The organism is Psychrobacter sp. (assembly GCF_030457785.1).
Classification (GTDB): Bacteria; Pseudomonadota; Gammaproteobacteria; order Pseudomonadales; family Moraxellaceae; genus Psychrobacter.
The window spans coordinates 1-8,213 of record NZ_JAKDUI010000124.1 but is presented as its reverse complement, the minus strand read 5'-3'; the positions used below and the strand labels follow the sequence as shown (position 1 = coordinate 8,213).

Sequence of the window (8,213 nt, the reverse complement as noted above, 5' to 3'; positions counted from 1 at the left end):
TTCTATATATTAAGAAAATAGCTCTAAAGGTTAAAAATTATGAGTGCACAAGCGAAGTTTAATCGTGATGATGTAATCGAGAAAGCCAAAAATCTGTATTGGGAAAAAGGCTATCACGCTACCTCTATGAGAAACCTGCAAGACGTCGTTGATATGCGTCCTGGTAGTATTTATGCTGCGTTTGGCAACAAGGACAATTTGTTTAGAGAAGCCTTAAATCGCTATGCCGAAGAAGGTGCTGCCAACTTAGCCAACTGCCTCACACAAGAAACAACTGTACTCGCTGGCCTAGAACGTTTTATCCGCAGTCTTACTATCTGCAACAAAGATACCGCACCCAGCGGTATGTGCATGATTGTCAAAACCGTCAGCGAACTGACAAAAAACGACTGCCCTGAATTACTTGATCATGCCACCAACATTTTAGCTCGTGTAGAAGCGTCTTATATCAATACATTTCAGCAAGCCATTGCCAATGGAGAGATTAGTGACGACAACGATCCGACAGAACTGGCTCGTTATTTCCAAATTCAGGTCATCGGTTTAAGAACTTATGCTCAAGTAACCCATGATACAGCGGCGATTGACAAGTACATTGATGGCATATTTGAAAAAATACAGTAGAACGAACTCCCACCGTTTAAGTACTGTCATCTATCTTGCACAAACCATGCATTGCAAACACTGGCTATCGAACGAGTGATAAGCGACTGACTTCATCATATTGATTATCTCATGTGATTGTTATCAGACTTTTGTCGTGGCTAACAACTGTAAGCAACGCTGAATGACTGGTGCATCAACCATTTCACCATCGACTTCAAACACCGCTTGACCACTGCGCTCATGCTCTTCTACCACACACTTGGCAAATCTAATATCAGCATCTGTCGGCCGTAGCGCATTTTGTACTACATCGACTTGCTTGGGATGGATGCAGAGCATGCCCGACATTCCCATCTGTGACCACAACTGCACGCGGGCGCTCAAACCCTTATCATCCTGAAAGTCAGGATAAACGGTATCAATAGGCGCAGCTAGCTGATGCACTCTAGAAACAAGCAATAACTGGTAGCGTATTTGATTGGCAACGCTATCTGCCGCTGGTGTACCCACCTGTACTTGCAAATCGTTGCACAAATCTAGAAAGCCATAACTAAAGGCAAACAGCCCTGTTGTGCTTGCCATATTATCGACTTGGTACAAGCCTACAGCGCTTTCTATCAGTGCAATTACTGGCAAGCCTGCTTGTTGATAGACCTGCTCTATATCTGAGGCATACTCTGCTTTTGCCAACAGCACGCCAGCGATATTAGGCATTTTTTGGCACAGCTCGATGTCTTTTAGGTAAGCGTCACTACCCACTTTGTTAATGCGCACCCAAATCGACTGGTATTCCAGTTTGTCAAACTGACTGTCGTAATAGTCTTTTAACTCGTCACGGGCTTGCACCTTATCTTCTTCAGCAACCGCATCTTCTAAGTCTACAATCACGGCATCTGAACCACTAGCAAATGCCTTAGCGACTCTATCTATTCTAGTCGCTGGTACAAACAACCAGGTCTTCGGCTGCAACCCCTTGGTGTGTTTTTCTGGTCTATCAGCGTTATCTTTATTATTTAGTGCTGCCATGTTTGGCTCCTGAAGCTTATTCACGTTTTCATTCCTTTTGTCTATTATGGCATGTCGGCACTGACTCTTGCATTGAGTTAATCACCAATGTGGTTTATGCTCCTGAAACTAAAACTCATATTGTCTGTAGAGAATTAAAATGTTTGAACGTGTCGACTATTATGCTGGCGACCCTATCTTGGGTCTGGTAGAAAAATTTAATGCTGATAGCAACCCGAACAAAGTAAATTTGAGCATCGGCATTTACTATGACGAAAACAACAAATTGCCCGTGCTGGAATGCGTCAAAACCGCTGAACAACGAATTGCCAACCCCATCTCTCCTAGACCTTATCTGCCCATGTCAGGGTTGCCTGGGCATCGACTGGCCTGTCAAAACCTGTTGTTTGGTGCAGATGCGCCAGTGTTGCAAGAAAAACGTGTCGCAACGATCGCTACCATCGGCGGTTCTGGTGCACTGAAAGTTGGCGCAGAATTCATTCATGAATGGTTCCCCAAATCCAAATGCTACGTGAGCGATCCGACATGGGCCAATCACATTGCTATCTTTGAGGGTTGTGATATCGAAGTCGGCACTTACCCATACTATGACAAAAGCACCAACGGCATTAAGTTCGATGACATGATGGCTTTCATCGGTCAATTGCACAAACACGATGTCGTGTTACTACACCCTTGTTGCCACAACCCAACAGGTACGGATTTAACCCAAGCACAATGGGACGCACTACTAGATGTCATAAAAGAGCGGGAGCTGATTCCTTTTATGGATATCGCCTATCAAGGGTTTGGACAAGACATGGACAGCGATGCTTACGCGATTCGCAAAGCAGCAGAAATGAACTTACCCCTGTTCGTGAGTAATTCATTCTCCAAAAACTTGTCCCTATATGGCGAGCGTGTGGGTGGATTATCCGTCATTTGTCCAAGTATCAGCGAAGCCGAACGTGTCTTCGGTCAGCTTGTCTATACCGTGCGTCGTATCTATACCAGCCCGCCATCTCATGGTGGTCGTATACTGGATATCATCATGAACGATGATGCACTGTATCAACAATGGGTTGGTGAAGTCTATGGCATGCGTGACCGTATCAAAGCCATGCGCCTCAAGCTCAAGTCAGTACTAGAAGCCAAAGTACCAGCTCGCAATTTTGACTACATCACCAATCAAAATGGCATGTTTAGCTTCACTGGATTAACCCCTGAGCAGGTCGAACGCCTACAAACCGAGTTTGGCGTTTATCTGATATCAAACTCACGGATGTGCATGGCAGGATTAAACGTCGATAACGTCGATTATGTTGCCAATGCGATGGCAGAGGTGTTAAAGGTTGAGTAACTATGATTAGACGGTGCCCTGCATTAGGCAGTGTTTTGCATTAGACAGCGTCTTGAGTCTGAAAAAACTTTCTAAAATAACCGCATCTACATGAAAAATGGCTTAGACAAAAAACCGCATGGAGACCAATCTCTATGCGGTTTGTATTTTTAGGCTAAGTGGCTCTGAGTATCTACCTCGCATCTGCTCATCATACTGTGAGGCAGGCTATACACAAAAACTATGTCAGCATCCCACCATCAACGGCTATCGTCGCACCCGTCGTATAACTTGAAGCATCAGACACTAAATATAACACCGTACCAGCCATCTCATCTGGATCAGCCACGCGTCCAAGTGGAATAGCGTGTAGAGCCATATTTAACACTTTATCATTGGTGGTCAAGGCCGAGGCAAACTTCGTATCGGTCAACCCTGGCAGTAGTGCATTGACACGAATGTTCAATGCTCCACACTCTTTGGCAAAGGCTTTGGTCATACTAATCACTGCGGCTTTGGTAATTGAGTAAATGCCTTGCTTATCACCGGCAACGATACCATTGACTGATGCGGTATTTAAAATCACGCCCCCACCCTGCTCACGCATCATCTTGCCTGCTGCTGTCGACATAAAGAAATAACCACGTATATTGACGTCAACTGTTTTATTAAAAGCACCTAAATCAGTGTCTAATATATGACCGTAGTAAGGGTTTGCTGCAGCATTATTGACTAGAATATCGATTTGACCAAATTCGCTTTTGATATGTTCAAAGACCGCATCAATCTGCTCCATTTCTCCAACGTGACAAGCAAAAGCACTGGCTTTATGACCGTCCGAAACGATGCTATCCGCCACCGCTTGGCAGGCATCAATCTTGCGGCTAGAGACAATGACATGCGCGCCTCTTGACGCCAATAAGCGAGCAATAGACTCACCGATACCACGACTGGCACCCGTAACTAAGGCAATTTTTCCTGTTAAATCAAATAAATCCTTCATCATTATTCCTTATATTTTTAAATAAACGCTTCAATCTTAAGAGCTCGCCCTTCATCTGGTGAGTGCTCCATCTAAAAAGCACACTTTGAACGAGCTAAAAACAACCACTTGGCTTTTCACATAGCCTGGGGATGTTTATGCCAACATTCCGCCATCTAAGGTAAATGCATGACCATTCATAAAGCTACTCTCATCACTGGCAAGCCACGCAATCGCACCAGACACTTCATCGACTTCACCCAAGCGACGCAGCGGACTGGCTTTGATGGTAGCCTGTTGAGCACGCTCATTCATATTTGCCATGGTATGACGTACCATCGGTGTGTCGATAAAACTTGGGCAGACCGCGTTGAAGCGAATATTCACCCGAGCGTACTCATGGGCAGCTGATTTCGTCAGCCCCATCACGCCATGCTTGGCAGCACTATAAGCCGAAATAAGCGGTGCTGAACGCAAACCAGCAATAGAAGCCACATTAATCACATGCCCACCGCCATTCGTTGCCATACAACCGATTGCAGCACGCATACAATGCCAAATACCTTTTAGATTGACCGCAATGTTGCGATCGAAGTCTTCATCGCTGAGCTCGTGCATGGGTGCTGGTTTGTGGTCGATACCTGCATTATTTATCACCACATCAAGACCACCCAGCGCCTCCATGGCAAAAGCAAATAATGCACGTACTTCATCACCACTGGTCACGTCTACTTTTTTGAAGACAATACTGTTTCCAGCATCTTGACCTTGTTTGGCAACAGCCTCTCCCATCTCTTCCGCCATATCACCAATGACTACTTTAGCACCGCGAGTTGCCAGCAGTAACGCACTTGCAGCGCCAATACCAGACGCACCGCCTGTGATTAAAATTCGTTTACCAGTGACATCACTAGCAATACCTGATGCAATTCCTTTTAAGTTCTGTGTCATGATTTATCCCTCTACCTTGAGTACCAGTTTGCCGAAGTTTTTACCTTTAAATAACATCAATAACGTATCAGGGAAGGTTTCAATCCCTTCGACGATGTGATCTTTTACCTTGATATCGCCCGACTGAATCCATGCAGCTATGTCTTTCATCGCCGTCGGGTATTCTTTTATGTTATCAAAGACAACAATCCCTTCCATACGGGCACGATTGACCAATAGTGACAAATAATTTGATGGACCTTTTACAGCGGTGGTGTTGTTATACTGACTAATGGCACCGCATATAACGATACGAGCACGTAGATTAATCTGTGTGAGTACGTCATCTAAAATGTCACCACCCACGTTATCAAAAAACACGTCAACCCCTTTTGGGCATGCTTTCTTTAATCCTTTTTTCACATTTTCATTCTTGTAATCCACTGCCGCATCAAAGCCCAGCTCATCGACTAAGAATTTGCATTTTTCACTGCCACCCGCAATTCCAACGACTCGGCAACCTTTAATTTTGGCAATTTGACCGACCAGACCACCCACTGCACCTGCTGCGCCCGAGACGACAACGGTCTCACCTGTTTTTGGTTCACCTGTTTTTAACAGGCCAAAATATCCTGTCATACCTGGCATGCCGAGTACGCCCAAATAATAGGACAGAGGTGCAAGATTTGGATCAATTTTGTGTAGCCCTGTGCCGTCACTGACCGCATACGATTGCACGCCATTATGCCCACAGACGTAATCACCGACCGCAAACTTTTGATGCTTACTTTCAATAACCTTTCCCACAGTACCAGCACGCATGACGTCACCGATCTGCACTGGTTCGATATAGGATTTGGCATCGTTTAACCAACCACGCATGGCTGGGTCTATCGAGATATACTCAATCTTTATCAGTAGCTGACCGTCTGTGATGGTCGGTAGTTCCGACTCGGTATAATCCCATGTATCCATACTTGGCTCGCCTACTGGTCTCGCTTTCAGCCGCCACTGCTTGTTTTTTGTTAGCATAATCTGTTCCTTAGAAATTTATACAACACGTTTTTATAATCAGATATTTCCATTTACGTCAGTACTATTCATTTTACGTCAGTACTATTCAGTACTATAGAACTGAACGTTAGGGCGTATTTGTCATCGTTAGATACTATCTTTCATATCCTTTTACATTGTTTGCCAAGTGGTTATAAATTATTGGAAATACCGCTTAAAACCAGTCGGCTTGCATGTCTGTGCAGACCGTATTGTCATTTTTCAACAACTCGATGTCGCGATTAATCAATGGCAGCTCCCAATCTATATAGTATTTGGCCGCTTGAATCTTGCCATGATAGAAATTTTGTTTTTCGCTATCTTGACGGTTGCTGTCTATTTCGTTATTTAATAATTGCTCTGCCGTACTGGCTTGCCGAATCCACATCCAGCTCACCACGATAGAAGCAAAAATGTTCATCAATGCTTGCGCATTAGCAGTTAGCGTCAGTGCTTTTTCTGTTTGAAGCACTTTGCTAAGGTGTATCAATACTTCATGCAAGTGCCCCAGATAAGGCATCAATTTACTCGCAAGCTTGGCACTTTCTGGTGCATTTTTTAGCGTGCAGACACTGTCTAAATCTTGCGTGATTTCACGTTTTAGTATCTGAATACCCAGTCCTTTGTTTTGCCACAACTTACGAAATGACAAGTCCAGTGCTTGCACACCATTTGTACCTTCATGGATGGGGTTTAAACGGTTGTCACGCCAGAACTGTTCGGCATGATACTCACGCGTATACCCTGCTCCGCCCAATACTTGGATACCTAAATCATTGGCTTTTGGCCCGTATTCAGAGGGCCATGCCTTTAAAACTGGCGTTAATAAATCTAATAACTCTGACAGCTCATTTTTGAGTGGTGCATCCTCACAGATATTGATCCGATCGATAAGATTTGACCCGTATAAACATAATGCAATTCCGCCCTCAGCGTATGCTTTTTGCGCCAGCAACATGCGTTTCACATCTCCATGCTCAATAATCGCTGCTGCTGGATCCTCAGGTTTGTTATGAGGTGGCACTCGTCCCTGCGTTCTGTCTTTAGCATAATCGAGTGAATACTGATAACCACGGTAGCCGATTATCGACGCACCGAAGCCAACAGCAATACGAGCTTCGTTCATCATCTTGAACATATAACGCAAACCAAAATGCTCCTCACCAATGAGGTAGCCCCGACACTCACCTGCATCACCAAAGCTCAAGGCAGTAGAGGTAGCACCTCGATAGCCAAGTTTATGAATCAGTCCTGTCAAATGAACATCATTGCGTCCGCCAACCGATAAATCTTCGTTTAAGCGATACTTTGGTACCGCAAACAACGAAATACCTTTGACACCAGCAGGACCACCAGGCACTTTGGCTAAGACCAAATGGACGATGTTTTCAGACAACTCATGGTCACCTGCCGAAATATAAATCTTACTGCCTTTCACTCGATAAGAGCCATCGTTTTGTTTGACAGCAGTGGTCTTGATATCAGCGAGTGATGAGCCTGCATGTGGCTCCGTCAATGCCATAGTCCCAGTAAACTGACCTGTCAGCATGCGCGGCATAAAGGCATTTTTAATATCATCATCAGCAAAATGGGAGATGACATTGATAGCTGCCGTTGTCAAAAACGGATAAGCAGTGGTCGATGGGTTCGCTGCCATAAAATACCCTGCCACAGCTGTCATGACTGTTTCGGGCAACTGCATGCCACCACTTTCAAAACTGTAGCGACCAGCGATAAACCCCGACTCACAATACGCGTCAAAAGCTGTTTTCACGTCGTCTATCATGCTGACTTTTTTGCCATCAAACTGCGGCTCATCTTTATCAGCCACATGATTGTGTGGCAAAAATAAATTGGTGGCGATTTTATTGGCGGTGTCCAAGACAGCGTCAAATGTTTCGCGGTTGTGTTCTGCAAACTTCGGATGTTGGGTCAGACTTTCAGCATCCAATACATCGTATAACTGAAACGGTAACTCAAAGTCGTTGATAAGCGTATCTGCTGCCATAATATTCTCAGTATTCTCGTTAAATGATATTTTTGCTAGGTCGTGTTGAATAAATAAATTTGTATATCAATTGATATTAATCTAATTCAATGACTTACCGTATTGTCATTTATGACATAATTATGGTCAAATAAGACATGCTTATTTCCATCTTTGCACTCATCCACATACAGAGCAGTCTGTGATTTATTCTAAAAATAGTGACAGAAATGAAGTAAGTAAAATGAAATAAGTGAGTATAGTCAGTTCAAAATAAAATTGTTATGGTTAGGACAAACATCATAAAACAA

7 protein-coding genes are annotated in these 8,213 nt (G+C 44.1%); 2 read left to right on the top strand and 5 right to left on the bottom strand.

Annotated features, from left to right (window positions below; all coding sequences use genetic code 11):
• The first annotated feature begins 39 nt into the window (after positions 1-39).
• A complete protein-coding gene (locus L0J61_RS07170; protein WP_301465664.1) occupies positions 40-624 on the top strand; it encodes a TetR/AcrR family transcriptional regulator in 585 nt (194 codons plus the stop codon).
• A 123-nt stretch (positions 625-747) separates the two neighbouring features.
• Here L0J61_RS07170 and L0J61_RS07165 read toward each other — a convergent pair whose 3' ends face one another.
• Complete coding sequence (locus L0J61_RS07165) at positions 748-1,632, bottom strand: CoA ester lyase (RefSeq protein ID WP_301465663.1); 885 nt, start codon at positions 1,630-1,632, stop codon at positions 748-750.
• Positions 1,633-1,771: 139 nt separating this feature from the next.
• Here L0J61_RS07165 and L0J61_RS07160 point away from each other — a divergent pair, with 139 nt between their 5' ends.
• Positions 1,772-2,971 (top strand): amino acid aminotransferase, encoded by a 1,200-nt coding sequence (locus L0J61_RS07160; protein WP_301465662.1) that lies wholly within the window; start codon positions 1,772-1,774, stop codon positions 2,969-2,971.
• A gap of 220 nt (positions 2,972-3,191) precedes the next feature.
• Here L0J61_RS07160 and L0J61_RS07155 read toward each other — a convergent pair whose 3' ends face one another.
• The 4 genes from L0J61_RS07155 to L0J61_RS07140 all read right to left on the bottom strand — a co-directional run bounded on the left by L0J61_RS07155 (position 3,192) and on the right by L0J61_RS07140 (position 7,923).
• Positions 3,192-3,956 (bottom strand): SDR family oxidoreductase, encoded by a 765-nt coding sequence (locus L0J61_RS07155; RefSeq protein WP_301465660.1) that lies wholly within the window; start codon positions 3,954-3,956, stop codon positions 3,192-3,194.
• A 132-nt stretch (positions 3,957-4,088) separates the two neighbouring features.
• Positions 4,089-4,883: an SDR family NAD(P)-dependent oxidoreductase gene (locus tag L0J61_RS07150; protein WP_301465658.1), complete on the bottom strand. Its 795-nt coding sequence runs from the start codon at positions 4,881-4,883 to the stop codon at positions 4,089-4,091.
• Between the two features lie 3 nt (positions 4,884-4,886).
• Entirely contained in the window at positions 4,887-5,894 is a 1,008-nt protein-coding gene (locus L0J61_RS07145) for an NADP-dependent oxidoreductase (RefSeq protein ID WP_301465657.1), read from the bottom strand.
• A 196-nt stretch (positions 5,895-6,090) separates the two neighbouring features.
• A complete protein-coding gene (locus L0J61_RS07140) occupies positions 6,091-7,923 on the bottom strand; it encodes an acyl-CoA dehydrogenase (RefSeq protein ID WP_301465655.1) in 1,833 nt (610 codons plus the stop codon).
• Between the last annotated feature and the right edge of the window lie 290 nt (positions 7,924-8,213).